Here is a 19,644-nt window from a genome sequence, read left to right on the forward strand (position 1 = left end):
GTGCCCCCTTCTTTTCTATTTCCTTTAATCTAGAACAACCTCTCTACTTATACCTTCAGCATCATAAATTAAAATCTTATCCATTGATTCGTGAACCTGAATACTATTTGACGATTGCGATAAATAACCAGCACCATAATAGAACTCTTGCTTGGCTACATCTCCATTTTTAAAATATATCTCGGCATTAGTTTCCCCCGGTTCAAACTGCACAATGGGTAACTTGAGATTTTGTCTAAAACGTTTTACCTTATTGGAATTTACCGATGCTAACCACAAAAGGGTAGAATCATTTAGAACCACATTCACCAAAGCACGTGCATCATTCTCAACTTTAAACCCAGTTTTAGTATGTAAAACCGATGTGAAGTTCCCTTGATTATCCCCGCTAAGCACAACACCTTTTCCAGCATCATACCAGCCCGAGATTACCTCGGTAGGATAAAAGTTTCCAACTCCCAAAATATCATCCGAACCATCTGAGTTAAAATCACCTGTATCCAAACCAAAAAGTGGAGACAGCTGTGCTTTTTGAGGTAATGGGACTACAGTAAATTTTCCGCTGCCTAAATTTTCAATATAACTAGAGCTTATATAATTAACTTTCAACACTCTCATTCCAGTAGTATCTAATGCCTTTAGTACTTTGGGCATATCAGCCTCTGCATATTGATCATAATTAGGAAATATTCTTTTAATGGAAACTAATTGTTTTGCCAATTCACCTCTAGGAGCCAAGGGTACTTCCTTCCCTTTAATATACCTTGTAATTATAGGATCTATACTAGAATTTTTGTCAAAATCCTTGGCGTATACCCTCATTGGTTCTTTTTTGGTTACTTTGTATGCGGTGTTTTCCCCTAAATTACCTGCTATATAATCTATATCTCCATCATGGTCAAAATCCTTACCGATTAAGCTATTCCAAAATCCACTATAATTCTCCAGCCCAGTTTGAGTATTATGCTCCAATCTACCATTTTTATTTTCAAATATGGTTATTGGCATCCATTCTCCAGCCACCATAAGGTCCAAGTCGCCATCATTATCATAATCTGTCCATAGAGCAGAACTGACCAACCCTATTGTACGCAGTTTTTCCGCTTTCTTTTCAGTAACATCTATAAATTTTCCATTAACATTCTCGAGCAAATAACTATTTGGTGTGTCCGGAAAATTTCCTGGAACAATCATACCCCCAACAAATAAATCCAAATCACCATCCGAATCAAAATCGGCAGCTACTACACAAGATCCGCTAGCCTTTATTTCTGGCAATGCATCTGTTTTATGTTCAAAAACTTCATTTCCCTTATTAATGTACAGCCTATCTTGATAGTGACCTTTATCAAAATATTTTACAGAACTACCTCCGCTAACGACATATAAATCAAGTTCATCATCTCCGTCAGCATCAAAGAAAAGAGCCCCAAGGTCTTCATATTTTTCGGAGCCCGGAAGACTTATAGAATCAAAAATACCGTTTGACCTGTTAAGAAAAATTTTACCGGGGTAATTTCTTGCCCCACCAACATAGACATCCCTTTTACCATTACCGTTAATATCTCCTGTTGCTATTCCAGGACCATTAAAATCATTTAAATGCAATAGTAAAGGTTCTCCTCTAAAATCACTGTTATCATTTTCAAAGTGATTATACCCTATAACATTCGCATCTTCAATTTCCGTAAACATTCTGGCAGCAGGAACTTGATTTTTCTTATTGATTGTTGATGCTTCGTTCTTGTTAAGGTTATATAATGTATCTACACGAATATTTTCAAGAAGCTGTTGAGTACCATCTTGCCAAATAACTTTTAAAGAATCTACATGGTTTTGTTTACCTAGCCCCATGTGAATGGCAGAACTTACCGATGACATATAACCCTTTACGGGGTTGTATTCATAATAAAGTTTTTCTTTACTGGATAAAAAAGCAATGACCTTTGCTCCTATACCTTCTACATTATTCTTATTTCCATTTAACCGCACTCTTAAATAGTGGTTTTCCTGAGTCTTATCAGAATTATTTTTATAGAGAAAGGCCGGAGCATTAATATTATTCACGACCAAATCCAAATCTCCATCGTTATCAAAATCTGCATATACAGCACCGTTGGATAAAGATGCCTGTTCAAGTCCCCATAGTTGGGTCTTATCCGTAAACTTTAAACTCCCATCATTGGAAAAAGCGTAATTAGGCAAGAATATACTATCCAACTTTTTTAAGCGCTCTACTATTTTCTTTTCGGAGGCCCTACCCGTTCCATTTTTAAATATCCCGGCCTGACTTGAATATTCCATAAAGTCGTGATTGGTTATATCCCGCCTAAAGCCATTGGTTATATAGACGTCTTTAAACCCATCATTATCAAAATCTGCAATTAACGGAGACCAACTCCAATCTGTTTGATGCAAACCAGAATAGCGACCTATTTCACTAAAAACAGGCGTACCTTGTACGTCGTTACCTTGATTTAATTGCAGTGTGTTTCTAATGAACTGTGGCGAAAACCCCTCCCTAAGGGTTTGTTTAAAATGTTCGTGGTTCATATTGGCGGTCATGGTTTTCTGACGCTTATTAATCTCCGGTAGCATATCCATGACCAGTACATCAGGCAGGGCATCATTATTTATGTCCGAAACATCTATACCCATACCATTTCTTGATGTATGCTGAAAATATTGAGATAATTTGTTCGAGAATGTACCGTCCTGATTATTAATATACAAAAGGTCATTAGCAACAAAATCATTGGCTACATAAATATCCGGCCAACCATCTTTATTAATGTCCGTTATTGCAAGTCCCAAACCATAACCCTCTATTAAAATACCAGCTTTTTCCGAGACATTTTCAAACTGAGGATAGCCATTTGCTCCCACGCCCTTATTCTCATATAGACGGTCCGTACTTGGTCCTGAACCATCATTTTTTGTATATAGCTTTTCTATTTCTTTTGGCGGTTCATTTGCATGAGTCATTACATACAAATCTAAATCCCCATCTCTGTCATAATCAAAAAATCCGGCTTGAGTAGAATATCCGGAATCATCTATACCATAATTTGCTGCTTGCTCCGTAAACTTAAAGTTCCCTTGATTTATATAAAGTTTGTTTTTTCGCTCAGCCTCAGTAGCAAAGCCTCCAACAGAGACATACACATCCATCAAACCATCTTGATTAATGTCAATTACGGATATCCCATTAGCCCAATAGCTGCCTTCAATACCCGAACTTTGGGTAACATCTTCAAACTTAAAATCTCCAGTATTCTTGTAAATCTTGGATGAAACCACGTTTCCCGCAAAAAAAATATCATTAAGGCCATCATTATCAAAATCTGCCACACCAACACCTCCTCCTATATAGATGTAGGGAAAACTAAAATAATGGAGTTCATCGGTTTCGTTTATCGTGTTTGCAAAATCAATACCTGAATCACGCTCAGAAACCAGCTGAAATTGTTTTTGTTGATTATCGCAGGATATAAAGGAAATCAAACTTGCTATAAATAGTAATTTCTTCAAGGGCATAATTCTAAAATTCAATTTAAAAAAAAAGGAACCATCTCGCAATGGTTCCTTTAAAAATAAACAACAATAAATTAGTATCCTGGATTTTGTTTAAATACAGGGTTAGCATCTATCTCATTCTGAGGAATAGCAATATATTCACGACCAGGTCTATATGAGCTTGTACCTGCACTCTCAGATTTTAACTCTGGTTTGTTTACAATATACTCCTCTACTTTACCCCATCTTAGAATATCAAAGTATCTGGTTCTTTCCAAAGACAACTCTTTAACTCTTTCATCTTCTATGTCTTGCATTGTAATGCTTGTTAATGCCGGCATATCAACTCTTGCCCGTACTTCATTAATAGCATTTAGAGCATCTGCAGTAGAGCCATTTAACATAAACTCGGCCTCTGCATACATCAATAGGATATCTGCATAGCGTAACAACCTTAAGTTGTTACCTGACTGATGCCATCCGTTATCTTGAGAACCTGTCTTATCGTCAAATTTTATATCCAACCACTTGTTACCCCAAACTAAATCGGTATCTGGAAACACCTCTTTATAACTTTTATCTCCGTACGTCTGAGAAACCAATGTATCTCCTTGATAAACGGTAAACTCGTCCGTATTAAAAAATAAAGTTGTAAAAGCTCTTGGGTCTATTTCATCATTTACGGTTCTTTCATCTAAGAATAAATCTAGAACCCAATCATTGATACGCATACCATCCTGGCCTGTAAATCCTCTAGGAGCTATATCCGGATGAAAAGCAGCACCTTTACCAGCTCCAGGAGCATCTCCTCCCCAACCAGTATTTCCATCGTTTACCAATTGAATTTCAAACAATGACTCCTTATTGTTTTCCGAAGCTTCGGTAAAGTTATCCGCGTAGTTTTCCATCAATTCGTATCTGCCGTCCATTATTTTGGCAAATTCCGCTTTGGCCTCAGCATATTTCTTTTGATATAAATAAACTTTACCCAAGAAACCTGTTGCGGTACCAGAAGTAATCCTTCCTTTCATAGCAGACGGCCATGATTCTGGCGCCATAGCCTGAGCTTCCTTTAAATCGCTTTCTATTTGTGCCCATACTTCTGCAGGATCTGCTTGCGGAACCGCCTTAGGGTTTTCCAAATCTGAAATCGGTTCCGTAATAAGCGGCACATTTAACCAACCGTTTACAAGGTTAAAATAGTTATAAGCACGAATAAAATAGGCTTCGCCCAATATATTTTCTTTGGCCGTAGCATCCATTTCTATATCAGGAACATTGGCCAATACTTCGTTGGCACGGGTTACTCCTTGAAACATAGCACTCCAAACCCAAAATGCACCGTTACTTTGCGGAATTCCATTAAAAGATCCCGCTGCAGTACGTTCTGATGTTGCGAAAGCATTCACAACGTCATCTCTATAATCCGAAAGGAATATTTCAAAACGTGTATAGTACCAAATATGTGTAAACGGACTGTAAGCCCCAATGATACCTTTATTGGCGTCATCCTCTGTTTTCCAAAATGATTGCGGTGTTACCGCGTTTGGATTTTCCTGTTCTAATATGTCTTTCCGACAACTATATGATATCACTAGCAGCAATACCAGTGCAGCCAATAGACTTCTTGATATTATTTTATTTTTCATGTCTTTTTTTGTTAGAATTAAAATGAAACCTGTACTCCCAGTTGAATAGTTCTTGCTGTTGGATAAGCACTTTCATCTACACCCGAGCTAAAAATTCTTCTAGACGATCTTGTGTTTCTACCTACCTCAGGGTAATAACCTGTATAATCTGTAATTGTAAACAGATTTGTAGCAGAACCGTATATACGCAACTTCGTCATCTTCATTTTTTCAGAGATATCAGATGGAATAGTATAACCCAACTGCATATTCTTTAATCTGAAGTAAGCACCATTCTCTAAATAAAAATCAGATGGTCTTCTGTTGAAACCTGGATCTGACTGTGTATTTCTTGGAATGTTTGTATTCGTATTTGTTGGTGTCCAAGCTCTTAGAGCATCCGTAAGATAGTTCCCCTCTGTATCAAAATATCCTCGATAGATATTACCGTTCAAAATTTTGTTACCTGAAACGCCGTTAAAGAAAAGACTTAAATCAAAATCTTTGTATGTCGCAGAAATATTGAAACCGTATTCAAAATTAGGAGCGGGATTCCCTAAAAAGGTTTGGTCATTTTCATCAACAATTCCATCTGGCCCTGAACCATCGGGACCAGCGATATCTCTAAATTTTAAATCTCCCGCTTGTGGGTTATTATTATCATTTGCCGCTAGAGCTTCTGCATCTGTTTGATAGATTCCATCTACAATATATCCATAAAAAGAAGAAACGGGTTGACCAACATCTGTTTTAGTTCCTCTTAATCCATTTGATGTAAACTGTCCTTCTATAATTGGAGTAGCATCACCCAAAGCCGTAACTTCGTTGTTTAATGTTGTGAAGTTTCCACTAATATTAAATGAAAAATCTTCACTTAAACTATCCGAATAATTTGCCAAAAATTCAAAACCAGTATTTTCAATACTTGCCGTATTAAATGGTACTCTGTTTCCAAACCCAGTATATAATGGTAATCCCAACTCAACCAATACATCTTCGGATTTCTTCTGAAAATAGTCCATTGTTATACTCAACTTCTGATTTAATGCCCTAAATTCCAAACCTATATCGGTTGTCTTACTGGTTTCCCAAGTAATTTGGTCATTAATACCTTTAGTAATTGAGTATCCCGTAGCTCTTTCCTGACCGTCGCCTATTGGATATTCACTATTAAGGTTCAATTCTGGACTTAATGAATAGATTGGAACGTTATCCGACCCAACTTCACCATAACTTGCTCTAATTTTTATATCAGTAATGGCTGTAAAGTTTTCCATAAAACTTTCATTACCTAAATTCCAACCTATAGCAAATGAAGGAAAAGTACCCCATCTAAGATCTTCTTTGAACAATGAAGAACCATCTCTACGTATGGTAGCCGTTAACAAGTATCTGCTATCATAAGCATAACTCAACCTACCAAAGTAACTCTGAATAGTTTTAGTTAAATCTTGCGATGGGAAATTAACTTTATCTTCAGCAGCAGAAGCTACACGCACATCGTTAGAAGGAAATTTTCTGGCCAAAGCACCAAGAGACCTTGTATTTGAAACCTGATCTGTATAACCAGCTACAAAGTTTATATTATGTTTATTGAACTCCTTACTGTAAGTTAAAGTGTGTTCAATTAAGGTTGAAAGAAAGTTTGTATTCGTTTCGGCCAACTCAGCAAATTGGTTGTTACCAAATGTGGCAGAATTGAATACATAAGTTGGAGTAAACCTATAATTATTGTTCGCATAATAATCCAAACCTAAATTTAGTTTATAGGTCAGCCCATCGATAATTTCAAACGAACCGGCAATATTACCTAATATACTGTTTCGAGTAACCGTTCTATCTTCAACAGTTGCCAGACCTAAGGAGTTACCTACGTTTCCAACACCATAAAATGCTCCTACCGCTACATCAGCTGGCTGATCAGTAGCACTAAAGTTACCTTCATCATCGTATATACGGATAGTTGGTACCAAATCTCTTTCCTTATTGAAATACGGGTTAGGGTTATCAATAGAACGTGTTAAACCTACCGTATTTTCCAATTTAAACCTTCCTTTCGTCAATGTAGCGTTGATTCTCGCAGTAGTTCTTTTGTAATCGGACTGCTTTACAATACCCTCTTGATCGTAATGGTTCATAGAAAGGCTATAGGTACTATTTTCAGTACCACCATAAATTCTTGCATTGGCATTCATTACGCCAGCAGTACGTAGTGATTCCTTTTGAATATCACTATCTATACTAGGATTGAACTGAGCATCATTTGCTGGAAACCTTGCGTTTCCATCATTATCCCTAGCCCTGTTAACAATGGAAGCATAATCTCTTGAGTTGGCCCAGTCAATAGTCTTTACAGATGATTGAAGACCATAGCTATAATCCAAATCTACTTTGATGCCTCCACGGGTACCTTTTTTTGTAGTAACGATAATAACACCATTAGCCGCCCTAGAACCGTAAATAGCACTGGCAGAAGCATCCTTTAATACGGAAATACTTTCTATATCACCTGGGTTTAACGACGTCATGTCTCCGGTAAGCATACCATCAATCACATATAATGGACCTGCATCTGACAAGGTACTGGAGCCACGAATGGTGACCAGGGCATTTGCACCCGGAGAACCTCCATTGGCCTCTACTCTCACACCCGCTGTACGACCTTGAATAGCCTGAGCAGCATCATTATAAGTAAATTTATTTATTTCCTCGCTGTCTACAGTACTTACCGCCCCAGTCAAATCTGACTTTTTCTGAGAACCATAACCAATTACAACAACCTCTTCTAATTGACTGGCATCTTCCGCCAAGGTTGCATTAACCACTGTCTGACCATTAACAGCAACCTCTTGCTTGGTAAAGCCAATATAACTGAATACCAAAGTTGCATCTCCTTCTGCGGTAATAGTGTAGTTACCATCAAAATCTGTTTGGGTACCGCTGGTTGTTCCCTTTACAAGTACATTGGCACCCGCTAAAGGAATTCCTGTGTCATCCGAAACCGTTCCGCTTACGGTTATCTCTTGAGCATGGCCATACGCTATGGCCAAAAGCCATAACAATCCCGACAGGTATCTGTGGGGTAGCCAGTTTTTAATTTTAAAGTTAGTTCCATTCATAAGTTAAAAAGTTTAATTGAGCAGTTAACATTTGTTTAAGTTTCCCCAAATGTGAACTTTATTTAACTATTCCTTAACAACAAATGATCAGATGACTATAACAAATGGTTCAGAAGTGTTTTTAAGTGTACTAGATACACAATATATGCGCTAAAAGCCCATGTAATAAAGAAATAACCTACACTCAAATAGCCTTTAAAAAGTATTATCCCACACTTATTTTGAACAAATTTTTAGTTGTTTTTATTTAAATGTTGCAGTATTCATGAATATTTTGCCTTATTAAATTCCGTTAAAAACTAGATTTCAAACCTCCACTTCTATCATTTAAATTAGATTGTTTTATCTTGGCCTTTTAATATAAAACATGAATACATTATGTTCAACATAGAAAATAAAGTTGCTGTCATAACAGGTGCGAGTGGTGCTTTAGCCGGTAGCGTTGCCAAAAGCTTGGCAAAGTCTGGAGTTAAATTGGCCTTGTTAACGAGAAAGAAGACATCGGTACAATCCTTATTAGATGGAATTAAAACCGTGGGCGTACACGCTAATGCCTACGAGGCTGATATTTTGAGTGAAGAATCTCTTGAAAGTGCAAAAAACCAAATTATAGCTGATTTTGGAAAAATAGATATCCTTCTTAATATCGCCGGAGGCAACCTTCCTGGAGCTACAGTGGCTCCCGACAAAACCATCTTTGACATAAAAGTTGATGACTTTAAAAAGGTTACGGAACTTAATCTAAACGGAACCCTTATCCCCTCTCTAATATTCGGCAAAGTGATGTCCGAACAAAAAGAGGGTGTCATTATAAATTATTCTTCTATGGCCGCTGACCGTGTCATAACCAGAGTGGCCGGTTATTCCGCCTCAAAAGCAGCAATGGAAAACTTCACAAAGTGGATGGCCGTTGAAATGGCTACGAAATTTGGTAGTGGTATACGGGTTAACGCTATAGCCCCAGGTTTCTTCATCGGAAAACAAAATAAGGCCCTACTAACAAATGAGGATGGCTCATTTACCCAGCGTGGTGAAACCATTATTAGAAACACACCAATGGGGCGTTTCGGAGAAGTTGAAGAATTAAATGGTGCCATACAGTTTTTATGCAGTGATGCTTCTAAGTTTATTACCGGCATTGTTCTTCCTGTAGATGGTGGATTTAGTGCTTTCAGCGGAGTATAGTTACCTATCAAAATTTTAAAATCATATATCAAACAATCATAAGTACCTAATATGGAACAAACATGGAGATGGTATGGGCCCAATGACCCAGTAAGCTTACAGGATATTAAACAGGCAGGTGCCACAGGAATCGTTACCGCTTTGCACCACATACCTAATGGCGAAGTTTGGACTGTAGCCGAAATAGAGGAAAGAAAAAATCTATTAGAAAATAATGGGTTGGTATGGTCCGTAGTAGAATCTTTACCTATTCATGAAAGTATAAAGACGCAGCAAGATGGCTTTGAACAACTTATAGAAAATTACAAACAGAGTTTGATTAACCTTGGCAAATGCGACATCAACGTAGTTTGCTACAATTTTATGCCTGTATTGGACTGGACGCGCACCAGCCTAGACCATGAAGTGGAAGATGGGTCCAAGGCTCTTTTTTTTAATGCCACCGCTCTAGCCGCTTTTGACCTATTTATATTAAAAAGGCCCGATGCCGAAAAAAGTTTCTCCCCATCACAAACTAAAGCGGCAAAATCTTATTATGATGCTATGTCCGAAGAGGACATACATAAACTAGTAAAAACAATTATAGCCGGTCTCCCTGGCTCTTCCGAAACATATAACATACCTAAGACAGGTTTTGATTTAAGTCCGTTTCAGAAGACTTTAGACACCTATAAGGGCATGAATGAGGATAATATGCGCAGTAACCTTGTTTATTTTTTAAATTCCATAATGTCTACTGCTGAGGAAAACGGAATACTCATGTGTATTCACCCAGATGATCCGCCATTTTCTATATTAGGATTGCCACGTATTATGCGTACCGAAGAGGATTACACCTATATTTTTGATAAAGTACCATCTATAAACAACGGTATTACTTTCTGTACGGGTTCTTTAGGGGCCAGGGCTGATAATGACTTACCGAAAATGTTTGAACGTTTTTCTGATCGTGTACATTTCCTGCACCTTAGAAGTACCAAGCGTGATGAGAACGGAAACTTCTACGAGGCTAACCACCTGGAAGGTGATGTACCTATGTATGATCTGATTAAATTGATTCTTGCTGAAGAAAAAAGAAGACAAACAGAAGGAAGAAAGGATGCCATAATTCCTATGAGACCAGATCATGGTCACCAAATGCTAGATGACCTCCATAAAAAAACCAATCCCGGTTATTCAGCTATTGGACGCTTGCGCGGTTTAGCCGAATTACGAGGATTGGAATTAGGAATTCGAAAAGCCTTTTTCGAATAGTATTAAGATCTTAGCTTTTTAATCAAAGCCAAAGTTTCTCTTACACGATTTTCTAGGCCAGCATAATCCTTGTTGGCCAGAATATCTTTACTGATTAGCTGAGAACCCATACCTACACAGGTAACGCCAGCATCAAACCAACCTTTTAGATTAGCTTCATCTGTACTTACACCTCCTGTTGGCATAACGCTAGTCCATGGTTGTGGGCCTTTTATAGCCTTAACATACCCTGGTCCGTAAGTAGAGCCTGGAAAAAGTTTAATGATTTCACATCCCATTTCTTCCGCTCTATTTATCTCTGCCAAAGAACCGCATCCCGGTGACCAAAGTACCTTTCTACGATTACAGGCAATTGCTATATCCTCACGAAGTGATGGCGTAACAATAAAGTTAGCCCCCATTTGCATGAACAAACTAGCAGCAGCGGCATCAGTAATAGAACCAACTCCCATAACCATTCCAGGAAGTTCTTTTATCGCATACTTGTTCAATTCCAGAAACACCTCATAAGCGAAATCTCCGCGAGCGGTAAACTCCATTAAACGTGATCCACCATCATAACATGCCTTTAAAACTTTTTTACCCAACTCTACATCTGGGTGATAAAACAAAGGCACCATTCCGTTTTCTTTCATTACGGATGCAACCTCTATTCTTGAATACTGAGCCATATTTTATTGTTTGTAGTTAATGTTCTTATCTTGCAACACGACCGGAAGCATCGCCACCCATCAATTTTTCAACTTCGCTTACGGTTACCAAGTTGGCATCTCCTTTAATTGTATGTTTCAAACAGGAAGCAGCAACGGCAAAGTCCAATGCATTTTGATCATCTTCTGGGTATTTCAACAATCCGTAGATCAATCCGCCCATAAATGAATCACCTCCTCCTACTCTATCAACAATATCCGTAATTTGGTATTGACGTGTTTCGTACATTTTGGAACCGTCCCATAATACACCTGCCCACGTATTGTGAGAAGCAGAAATAGAGCCTCTTAAAGTTGTAATTACCTTTTTGGCTTTAGGGAATTTTTTCATCATTTGCTTACAAACGGACAAGAACGCTTCTGCCTTAACATCGGCGCCATCCTTATGAACGTCCAAACCTTCAGGGTGAATACCAAAGTGCTTCTCTGCATCTTCTTCGTTCCCCAAAATAATATCACAATATGATGTAAGTTCGGTCATGATAGCTTCTCTATCTCCACCGTAGTTCCAAAGCTTGGCCCTGTAATTTAAATCGGTTGAAATAGTAATTCCTTTTTCACTTGCCGCTTTTACAGCTTCCAAACAAACATCCGCAGCACCTTGAGAAATAGCTGGTGTAATACCTGTCCAATGGAACCATTCTACGCCTTCAAACACGGCATCCCAATCAATCATTCCTTTTTCTATTTCAGCAATAGCGGAATGAGCGCGGTCATAAACTACCTTACTCCCTCGGCTAACAGCTCCGGTCTCTAGGAAATAAATTCCCAAACGGTCACCTCCAAAAACAATTTTATCGGTACCAACGCCACGCTTTCGCATTTCCATTAGTGCACATTCACCAATATCATTCTTTGGCAAGCGTGTTACAAAATCAACTGGTACACCATAGTTAGCTAGAGAAACGGCTACATTGCTCTCCCCTCCACCGTAAATTACATCAAAACTGGTGGCTTGAGAAAACCTTAAAAATCCTGCAGGGGCCAAACGCAACATAATTTCCCCGAAAGTGACTACTTTTTTCATTTTAACAATTAGGTTATTTAGTTCTTAGTTTACGAAAATAGTTGTTATTTTTTTGACAGCTACAAAACTAAGATTTCCCACAAACTAATTAACCGTAAAAACTGGTCAATTATTTAACTTTCTATACGTTTAACAATATTCATAGCTTTTGAGATATAAGCCACCCCTACCAATACCTACTAATAATAAGGAGTTTACACAAAAAACGAATATAACTACCGTTCAACCAAAAACCATCTTTACTTCTAATAATATTTTTTTATTTGTGTCCTGAGCCAAAACTATAGACATGAAAAACCACCAAACCACTAACGGCGCTTTGGTAAATACCCTTACCGAGGTAGAAAAAGCCGCTTTTTACAGAAAAACCTATGCCCATTTAGCTGGCGCCGTGTTACTGTTCATTCTTATTGAAACCCTATTTTTTCAGATTCCCCCACTATTGAATTTTGCACTTTCGCTAACGCAAGGGTATAGCTGGTTGATTATGTTGGGAGGTTTTTTATTCATTACCAATTACGCAGAACGTTTGGCTTTGAAGAGCGATAAGAACAGTACGCATTACTGGGGTCTTCTCCTCTATGTTGTTGCCGAAGCATTCATATTTATTCCATTAATATTTATTGCCATAACAATGACGGAAAGTGGCTCTCTTGATATTTTAAACCAAGCTGCCATCATGACTTTATCTTTGTTCACAGGGCTTTCTGCTATTGTACTGCTGACCCAAAAGGATTTTTCCTTCCTGAAATCAATATTGGCCGTGGGTTTTGCCATTGCTCTAGGACTCATTGTAGCAGGTATATTATTTGGTTTTAACCTAGGGCTTCTATTTAGTGCCGCCATGGTAATTTTGGCGTCGGGGTCTATTTTGTACCAGACCTCAAACCTGGTCCATAAATATAAATCCAACCAGTATGTTGCAGCTTCCTTAGGACTATTTGCCAGTCTTATGTTGCTTTTTTGGTATATACTGAACTTACATACAAATGATTAATTTTTAGTGTTTATTTATTTTGAGAGAGGCCCCGGAAATTTTGCGGGGCTTTTTTTATACCTTACCCCTGTATATCATAAAACCACTAAAAAATGAAAAGTACCACTTTATTCTTTTTTGCATTGTTGACTACAATAGGAACACTTTACGCCCAAAATAGTGATATTGAAACCATAAAAAATGTTCTTCACAATCAAGAAAAGGCATGGTCTAATCAAGACCTAGAAGGATTCATGGAAGGTTACTGGAAATCCGAAGACCTTACCTACTATAGTGGTGGTAGAATCACAAAAGGATGGCAAACCACTTTGGGTAATTACAAGAAAGGATACCCCACCCAAGCCGAAATAGGAACATTAAATTTTAAAATTGACCAAATTTCCAAAATAACCGAAGATTCTTACTACGTTATGGGGCAATATTTTTTAGTACGAGACGTAGGTGATGCCAATGGCACATTTATGATAATCTTTAAACGGATAAATGGTGAGTGGAAAATTATAGCAGATTCTTCCTGCTAATATTTCAATTCTTCTGTTCTTCCAAAACGGTCTGATCTGCAACCGGCGGGTAATATTTTATACGTCTTGTAGTATACGTGTTGCTAGGTGTAATTATTTCTTTCACCCAATTATTGGCAGAAGTACCATCAAATTGATAAATGTATTCTTGAGTAAGCTCACCAAAGCGCTTTTTGGTCGTGACAACAGAAAGAAATCCGTTTTCATCGTATTGATAACTTTCGTCGTTCAATGATATCCATTTTTCTGTAGAACCATCAAACATGAACTCTTTATGCTGTATTACCTTGCTCTTTGGGTTTAAAACCTCAACGGTTTTAGAAGCAAGATTGCCTTCCATATAGTTTTTTGAAATAACCTTTTTAAATTTCCGGTCATTCTCTACAAAAGAAGTGGTAGTAACCACTTTTGATAATACACCGTTTACCTTTTTAGAAACCGTATCTACGGTATCATTCTTAATATACTCAAAGTCTATTTCGTCTATACCGCTGGTATTGGTGCGTACAAGTTTTACTAATTTTTCATCCGTATCATAACTATAAACGTTCTTTTCCAATTGTTTCTTTTCATAAGAAACGATTTTCTCCGTTATCTTTCTTGCTACGGTATCTATCTCATAAAGACTGGCAATGGAAGTGGCATAATCAAAAAGACCATCCATATAATTCTCTATCCTGCGCTCTTTTAAAAAACCGTCCTTAAATTTATAATACGTGGTTTCATAATCCGTATCATTATAACGGGTAACCGATTTGGTTAAAAAGCCCTCTGGATTAAAGTAATATTCTTCCTTACCATAGTCCGTAATTACCAAACAGGATTTAACATTTCCCTTTAGATTAAAATCGGAAATTTTAAAAATCTCGATGTCTTGGGAAAATACCATTGAGGATATGCCCCATACCATACACACAAACAAGAATTTCTTAATCATACTACAAAACTACTTGATATTCTGTCAACTGAAAACAAAACATGTACCAAATTGACAAAACGAAAAGACCCGCCCAGAGAAAACTGGACGGGTCTTATATGTAGAGCGCTAAACGCTTATACTTATTTTACTTCTTCAAAGTCTACATCTTCTACGTTATCACCTTCTTTAGGCTCTTCCTCCGAAGCAGTATCGCCCTCAGGAGCTGCACCGTTTTGCTGTGCTTCTGCTTGAGCTTTGTACATTTCTTCAGAAGCAACTTTCCAAGCCTCATTGATCTTATCCAAAGCTGGCGTAATAACTGCTAGGTCTTTAGATTCGTATGCTGCTTTTAACTCGGTTAAAGCTTCTTCAATTGGTTTTTTCTTATCATCTGATAATTTTTCACCAAATTCTTTCAGTTGCTTTTCCGTTTGGAAAATCATTCCGTCTGCTTCGTTCAACTTGTCAGCAGTTTCTTTTGCTTTTTTATCAGATTCAGCATTAGCTTCCGCTTCAGCTTTCATTTTCTTGATTTCTTCCTCTGTTAATCCTGAAGAAGCTTCAATTCTGATATCCTGCGTTTTGTTCGTTGCCTTATCCGTTGCAGAAACTTTGATGATACCATTGGCATCAATATCAAAAGTTACTTCAATTTGAGGTGTTCCTCTTGGTGCTGGTGGAATACCGTCTAAGTGGAAACGACCAATTGTCTTGTTGTCAGATGCCATTGGGCGCTCACCCTGCAATACATGAATCTCTACTGATGGTTGATTGTCCGCTGCCGTAGAGAATACTTGAGATTTCTTTGTTGGAATCGTAGTATTCGCCTCAATCAACTTGGTCATTACGCTACCCATAGTTTCAATACCTAAGGATAATGGAGTAACATCCAATAACAATACATCTTTAACATCTCCTGTAAGAACACCACCTTGAATAGCTGCTCCAATTGCAACAACCTCATCCGGGTTTACTCCTTTAGAAGGTTTCTTACCAAAGAATTTCTCAACCGCTTCTTGTACTGCTGGAATTCTTGTAGAACCACCTACCAAGATAATTTCATCAATATCGCTCTTAGAAAGTCCAGCAGATTTAAGTGCTGTCTCACATGGCTCAATAGTTCTTTTTACCAAATCTTCGATCAATTGCTCAAACTTGGCTCTTGTAAGCGTACGTACCAAATGCTTAGGTCCTGTAGCGGTAGCCGTTACATAAGGTAAGTTGATTTCAGTTTGTGCAGAAGAAGATAATTCAATTTTAGCTTTCTCAGCAGCTTCACGTAAACGTTGTAATGCCATAGCATCTTTACGCAAATCTATGCTTTCGTCTTTATTGAACTCATCCGCCAACCAATCAATAATTTTTTGGTCAACATCATCACCACCAAGGTGTGTATCACCATCTGTTGACAATACTTCAAAAACACCATCACCCAACTCTAGGATAGATACATCATGCGTACCACCACCAAAGTCAAAAACAACTATTTTCTGATCCGTATCTTTCTTGTCCATACCGTAAGCCAAAGAAGCTGCGGTAGGCTCGTTGATAATTCTTTCTACAGTAAGACCTGCTATCTCACCAGCTTCTTTAGTTGCCTGACGTTGTGCATCGTTAAAATATGCCGGAACGGTAATTACCGCACGGCTAACATCCTGCCCTAAATAATCTTCTGCAGTTTTCTTCATTTTCTGAAGAATCATAGCAGAAAGTTCTTGTGGCGTATACAAACGGCCATCAATATCTACACGTGGTGTGTCATTATCTCCTTTTACTACTTTATAAGGAACTCTTTCGGCCTCTTTACTAGACTCCGAAAATTTGTTTCCCATAAAACGCTTAATAGAATATATAGTGTTGTGAGGGTTGGTTACCGCCTGTCTTTTTGCAGGATCACCAACTTTAATTTCTCCACCTTCTACAAACGCAATTACAGAGGGTGTTGTTCTCTTTCCTTCTGCATTAGGGATCACTACCGGTTCGTTACCTTCCATAACGGAAACACAGGAGTTGGTAGTACCCAAGTCAATACCTATAATTTTACTCATGCTATATGTTTTAAATATTAGTGCTAATTTTTATAATCGGTTTCTAAATGACAAACAATATGCCAACCGTCCACAACCTGACATGATGTCATTTTTACTTTTTTTATAGCGAAGAACACGCCAGAACAACCCTTTTTTACTGCTAAAACCGACAACTTAGGACAAAAAAGTAACAATTGACTTAAACGGGTATTGCTATTTCTTAAGTTTTTGGCTTCCCGTTTTTGACTTTGCCAGAAGCATGCTTTATCTATCTTTACACTATAAATTAAGTTTATGGAGTCCATCAGTATTTTTGATATGCTTAAGATCGGTGTAGGCCCTTCCAGTTCCCATACCTTAGGTCCGTGGCGAGCTGCCGAACGTTGGATTAGCGAAATACGGTCTGCGCAAATCTTTGATGAGGTTATTGCCGTAAAAGTACATATGTACGGGTCTCTCTCCCTAACAGGCAAGGGGCACGCTACGGACTTTGCCGTAATGCTTGGTCTATCCGGCACCGATCCGGTTAAAATTCCTGTTGATACCATTCACTCCATTATATCGCACATACAGGAAAACAATGTATTGAACTTTGGGGCATGTAAAGAAATTCCCTTCCACCCTAAAACCGATATTATATTTCATAAAAAATTTCTAGAATTTCATGCCAACGGACTTCAGTTTGAGGCTACCTTAAAATCGGGTAAAACTAAAAAGAACACGTATTATTCTATAGGAGGCGGATTTGTAGTTGTTAAAGAACGAAAAAATGCCAAACGCAACATAGCTACTTTTGACAGTTTTCCATTTCCAATTCAAAAAGGCTCCGAACTTTTGGCATACTGTGCTAGCGAAAACAAAAGTATTTCAGAAATAGTTCAGGAAAATGAACGCTCCTTACATGATGATGCCCAAATAGATCAAAAGTTAAATGATGTTTGGCAAACCATGTTGGAATGTATGTACATTGGCTGTCATACCGAAGGTAAATTACCCGGAGGACTCAACGTTACCCGTCGTGCTTTTGAGCTCAACAAAAATTTATTGGGAGATTCTACCACTTATAATTCTCCCCAATCTTGGTTAACCACCATTCGCAATACAGAAGTTAAATTCCGCCAAATCCTAAAATGGGTAAGTTGTTTTGCTTTAGCGGTCAATGAAGTAAATGCTTCTTTGGGGCGCGTGGTAACAGCTCCCACCAATGGTAGTGCAGGAGTCATTCCCGCGGTTCTTATGTATTATATGGTGATAGAAAACCATGAGGCCCATTTTGAGCACGTCAAAAAATTTCTGTTCGTAGCCGGTGAAATTGGCAGCATTTTTAAAAAAGGCGCTACCATTTCTGCAGCAATGGGTGGATGTCAAGCAGAAATTGGTGTTTCTAGTGCCATGGCGGCAGGTGCTCTTACTGAATTACTTGGTGGCTCTCCAGAGCAAGTCCTTATGGCGGCCGAAATTGCCATGGAACATCATCTTGGCCTAACTTGCGACCCCATAGGCGGACTCGTACAAATACCCTGTATAGAGCGCAATAGTATGGGCGCCATAAAAGCCATTAACGCCGCAGAGTTAGCATTAGGCTCAGACCCAAAAGATGCTAAGGTTCCGCTGGACAAGGTAGTTGAAACCATGTGGGCTACGGCAAAAGACATGAGCTCCAAATACAAAGAAACTTCGGAAGGTGGACTCGCAGTGGGTATCAACATGAGTGATTGCTAATACCTGTACCAATGTTTAATATGTCAAACATTTATTTAAAAAGTAGTGTAATTCTTTCTAAAATATAAGATTATTCCTATTTTAATCATATCTATTATACTCATGATATTTAGCCCCAGAGCTAATAAAACAAACAGAACCTATGTATCAAATTGAATTTATTGAGAATGAAATCAACGATTTACGAAATCAACTTCAAAATCACCCCCTTTACAATAACCTCAACAGTATAGAAGATATTAGAACCTTTACTGAAAACCATGTGTATGCGGTTTGGGACTTCATGTCGTTACTAAAATCTCTTCAGATATCATTGACCAATGTTAGTATTCCATGGACCCCCAGTGCCAATCCTGTTTTAGCACGGTTTATTAATGAAATAGTACATGGTGAAGAAAGTGATATAAACGAATTAGGAGAGCCTAAAAGTCATTTTGAGATGTATTTGGAAGCTATGCAGCAATTGGGAGCTGACATTTCAAAATCCAATGCTTTTATTCGCCATCTAGAACAAGGGGTTACGGTAAACAACGCATTGCAAAAAATAGACATTCCCAAAAAGGTAGCAGATTTTGTTCGTTTTTCATTTGAGACCATCGCTACCGGAAAACCGCATTTAGTAGCATCTGCATTTACGTTTGGCAGGGAAGATGTTATACCGGATATGTTTATGGAAGTTCTAAAAAGTGCCGATGCAGAAAATAAAGAGTACAACAAGTTTGTATACTACTTAGAAAGACATATTGAGTTAGATGGTGATGAACATGGCCCACTCTCCTTGCAAATGGTCTCCGAACTTTGCGGACATGACGAACAAAAATGGCAAGAAACATTGGCCGTTGCCAAAGAAGCCCTGAATAATCGCATAAAACTATGGGATGCTATTGACGAAGCTATAACAAGAAATAAAACCGCATTAAAAAACACTTTGTAAGGACGTAAGCTTACGTAAAAACAAACATAATTTAAAACGTAGAATAACCACTCAACTACTAAAGTTTGCATTTTTGATGTCT

13 protein-coding genes are annotated in these 19,644 nt (G+C 38.1%); 6 read left to right on the plus strand and 7 right to left on the minus strand.

Annotated features, from left to right (window positions below; translation table 11 throughout):
• Positions 1–24 precede the first annotated feature (24 nt).
• The 3 genes from KO513_RS17480 to KO513_RS17490 form a co-directional block, all read right to left on the minus strand.
• Entirely contained in the window at positions 25–3,537 is a 3,513-nt protein-coding gene (locus KO513_RS17480; protein ID WP_371735908.1) for a VCBS repeat-containing protein, read from the minus strand.
• Positions 3,538–3,608: 71 nt separating this feature from the next.
• Entirely contained in the window at positions 3,609–5,165 is a 1,557-nt protein-coding gene (locus KO513_RS17485; protein ID WP_215914533.1) for a RagB/SusD family nutrient uptake outer membrane protein, read from the minus strand.
• A 17-nt stretch (positions 5,166–5,182) separates the two neighbouring features.
• Positions 5,183–8,263: a SusC/RagA family TonB-linked outer membrane protein gene (locus tag KO513_RS17490; protein WP_215914534.1), complete on the minus strand. Its 3,081-nt coding sequence runs from the start codon at positions 8,261–8,263 to the stop codon at positions 5,183–5,185.
• A 378-nt stretch (positions 8,264–8,641) separates the two neighbouring features.
• Here KO513_RS17490 and KO513_RS17495 point away from each other — a divergent pair, with 378 nt between their 5' ends.
• A complete protein-coding gene (locus KO513_RS17495) occupies positions 8,642–9,448 on the plus strand; it encodes an SDR family oxidoreductase (protein WP_215914535.1) in 807 nt (268 codons plus the stop codon).
• A 51-nt stretch (positions 9,449–9,499) separates the two neighbouring features.
• Positions 9,500–10,702, plus strand: coding sequence for a mannonate dehydratase (gene uxuA / locus KO513_RS17500; RefSeq protein ID WP_215914536.1), 1,203 nt, complete (start codon positions 9,500–9,502; stop codon positions 10,700–10,702).
• Positions 10,703–10,704: 2 nt separating this feature from the next.
• On the opposite strand, the gene KO513_RS17505 is transcribed toward uxuA, so the two are convergent.
• A complete protein-coding gene (locus tag KO513_RS17505; RefSeq protein ID WP_215439154.1) occupies positions 10,705–11,373 on the minus strand; it encodes a bifunctional 4-hydroxy-2-oxoglutarate aldolase/2-dehydro-3-deoxy-phosphogluconate aldolase in 669 nt (222 codons plus the stop codon).
• Positions 11,374–11,398: 25 nt separating this feature from the next.
• A complete protein-coding gene (locus KO513_RS17510) occupies positions 11,399–12,439 on the minus strand; it encodes a sugar kinase (RefSeq protein ID WP_215439152.1) in 1,041 nt (346 codons plus the stop codon).
• 289 nt (positions 12,440–12,728) lie between these two features.
• Here KO513_RS17510 and KO513_RS17515 point away from each other — a divergent pair, with 289 nt between their 5' ends.
• Positions 12,729–13,436 carry a Bax inhibitor-1/YccA family protein gene (locus KO513_RS17515; protein ID WP_215914537.1) on the plus strand — a complete coding sequence of 236 codons (708 nt, stop codon included), beginning with the start codon at positions 12,729–12,731 and terminating at the stop codon, positions 13,434–13,436.
• Positions 13,437–13,528: 92 nt separating this feature from the next.
• On the plus strand, positions 13,529–13,957 hold the full coding sequence (locus tag KO513_RS17520) for a YybH family protein (RefSeq protein ID WP_215914538.1): 429 nt from the start codon (positions 13,529–13,531) through the stop codon (positions 13,955–13,957).
• A gap of 4 nt (positions 13,958–13,961) precedes the next feature.
• Here the strand turns inward: KO513_RS17520 and KO513_RS17525 are convergent, their stop codons facing one another.
• The gene (locus KO513_RS17525; RefSeq protein ID WP_215914539.1) at positions 13,962–14,894 is read right to left on the minus strand and encodes a hypothetical protein; all 933 of its coding nucleotides are present in this window, start codon (positions 14,892–14,894) and stop codon (positions 13,962–13,964) included.
• 122 nt (positions 14,895–15,016) lie between these two features.
• Entirely contained in the window at positions 15,017–16,924 is a 1,908-nt protein-coding gene (gene dnaK / locus KO513_RS17530; RefSeq protein ID WP_215914540.1) for a molecular chaperone DnaK, read from the minus strand.
• A gap of 276 nt (positions 16,925–17,200) precedes the next feature.
• Here dnaK and KO513_RS17535 point away from each other — a divergent pair, with 276 nt between their 5' ends.
• Entirely contained in the window at positions 17,201–18,628 is a 1,428-nt protein-coding gene (locus tag KO513_RS17535) for an L-serine ammonia-lyase (RefSeq protein WP_215914541.1), read from the plus strand.
• A 142-nt stretch (positions 18,629–18,770) separates the two neighbouring features.
• Positions 18,771–19,562, plus strand: a complete 792-nt coding sequence (locus KO513_RS17540; RefSeq protein WP_215914542.1) for a DUF3050 domain-containing protein — start codon at positions 18,771–18,773, stop codon at positions 19,560–19,562.
• Positions 19,563–19,644: the final 82 nt, after the last annotated feature.

The organism is Zobellia sp. B3R18, assembly GCF_018860715.1.
Taxonomy (GTDB): Bacteria; Bacteroidota; Bacteroidia; order Flavobacteriales; family Flavobacteriaceae; genus Zobellia; species Zobellia russellii.

Coding starts and splice junctions, on each gene's coding strand:
- KO513_RS17480 (WP_371735908.1), bottom strand. CDS start 3,537: ATGCCCTTGAAGAAATTACTATTTATAGCAAGTTTGATTTCCTTTATA.
- KO513_RS17485 (WP_215914533.1), bottom strand. CDS start 5,165: ATGAAAAATAAAATAATATCAAGAAGTCTATTGGCTGCACTGGTATTG.
- KO513_RS17490 (WP_215914534.1), bottom strand. CDS start 8,263: ATGAATGGAACTAACTTTAAAATTAAAAACTGGCTACCCCACAGATAC.
- KO513_RS17495 (WP_215914535.1), top strand. CDS start 8,642: ATGTTCAACATAGAAAATAAAGTTGCTGTCATAACAGGTGCGAGTGGT.
- uxuA (WP_215914536.1), top strand. CDS start 9,500: ATGGAACAAACATGGAGATGGTATGGGCCCAATGACCCAGTAAGCTTA.
- KO513_RS17505 (WP_215439154.1), bottom strand. CDS start 11,373: ATGGCTCAGTATTCAAGAATAGAGGTTGCATCCGTAATGAAAGAAAAC.
- KO513_RS17510 (WP_215439152.1), bottom strand. CDS start 12,439: ATGAAAAAAGTAGTCACTTTCGGGGAAATTATGTTGCGTTTGGCCCCT.
- KO513_RS17515 (WP_215914537.1), top strand. CDS start 12,729: ATGAAAAACCACCAAACCACTAACGGCGCTTTGGTAAATACCCTTACC.
- KO513_RS17520 (WP_215914538.1), top strand. CDS start 13,529: ATGAAAAGTACCACTTTATTCTTTTTTGCATTGTTGACTACAATAGGA.
- KO513_RS17525 (WP_215914539.1), bottom strand. CDS start 14,894: ATGATTAAGAAATTCTTGTTTGTGTGTATGGTATGGGGCATATCCTCA.
- dnaK (WP_215914540.1), bottom strand. CDS start 16,924: ATGAGTAAAATTATAGGTATTGACTTGGGTACTACCAACTCCTGTGTT.
- KO513_RS17535 (WP_215914541.1), top strand. CDS start 17,201: ATGGAGTCCATCAGTATTTTTGATATGCTTAAGATCGGTGTAGGCCCT.
- KO513_RS17540 (WP_215914542.1), top strand. CDS start 18,771: ATGTATCAAATTGAATTTATTGAGAATGAAATCAACGATTTACGAAAT.